The following is a 1,266-nucleotide window of genomic DNA, read 5'->3' on the forward strand; positions in this document are numbered from 1 at the left end:
AAAGATCAGTTGTATACAATACGATAGAGAATCAAATTGATTTCACTAGAGATCTACCCCTTAACTGAAAAATCAGATTGTCAATTTTGAGACTGACGTCTAGGATGTTCAGGTCTCATCTGAAATGGGTGTCCTATCAAAAAATGCCAATAGCATGTTTCGGCGTTCGATGAAAGAGGGCGCACCCACGAACCATGGAATCGCCCTCGTCTCCACAGAGATGGCACCAAAATCAACCGTGCATTCCAAACCTGTTCAAGGTCTCCAAACCCTCAAATTGGCATCCAGTTCGAAGAATTTCTGATATTGGCCATACGGTTTGGATCGCTCGGGGAAATCCGGTTGAGTTGTCCCGAAGTGGAATTCCATTCGCTCCATGGAAGTATAAAACTCCATCTTTTGTCCTCGGATGAATGTCCTGCTTCGCAGGCCGTAGTCAACTTCTACAAAACACTTTCCTGCCAATCACCATATTGCCGTCCTTAATGTGATTAAAAAGGCTCCTTCTCATCAAAGCCAATGCTGTTTTCTTCTTGGATTCTTCAGTAAGTCAAAATTTTCAAACCTATCAAAAGGATCAGGAAAATTTTGTAGACGGTATGAATAAAAGCTTTTTATAAATACCCCCACCAAATGCGAGCCTTCTATTGTTTTTTTAATCCATTGTCTATCGATTGCCTTTAGATCAGAATTTATCCGATTCGTCAGGATTTCCCCTATTTCCTTTCATTTCACTTACTGTTTTACTGATGGCTATGGAAGCAAACTTTGATTTGGGCACCGCCGTCCTAGTCCGGTTCGATGTCTCCAATAGGACATGGCTTGCGAGTTCAAGCCGGTTCGGAGAGGAAATGCTGCGGTCGCCCAACACCAACCCGATATCTATGGGGAGATTTTGGATTGCGCGTATCATGAGGCTGCCCCTCTTGGCACCATTTCCTGATCGGCTATGGAATCATTTGCGAAAGCTGTCTGATGTCGCAGCAGACAAATGGCGAGAGCCGGATCATGGGATATGGGAAGTTCGCACGAGTGGGCGGCCATTTACCTATTCGGCCGCGCATTGTCATGTTGCTGTAGAACGCGCGGCTCGAACGGCCGAGCGGTTTCGACTGCCGGAACCTTATGAGCACTCGAAACGGAGGCCAGACGAGATCGGTCAGGCGATTCTGGAGGAGGCATGGGATCCACTATTGCAGTCTCTCACAGATCACCTCAAAGGCGGTGGGTTGGATGCCAGTCTCTTGGCCTTGCCGCCCCGTCGTG

General features: G+C 47.1%; 1 protein-coding gene. It reads left to right on the plus strand.

All coding sequences use genetic code 11. The features are described from left to right. Positions 1-926 precede the first annotated feature (926 nt). On the plus strand, positions 927-1,266 hold a 340-nt coding region (locus AAH187_RS15360; RefSeq protein WP_342349349.1), incomplete at its 3' end, for a glycoside hydrolase family 15 protein.

This window comes from uncultured Nitrospira sp. (assembly GCA_902500695.1).
GTDB lineage: Bacteria > Nitrospirota > Nitrospiria > Nitrospirales > UBA8639 > Nitrospira_E.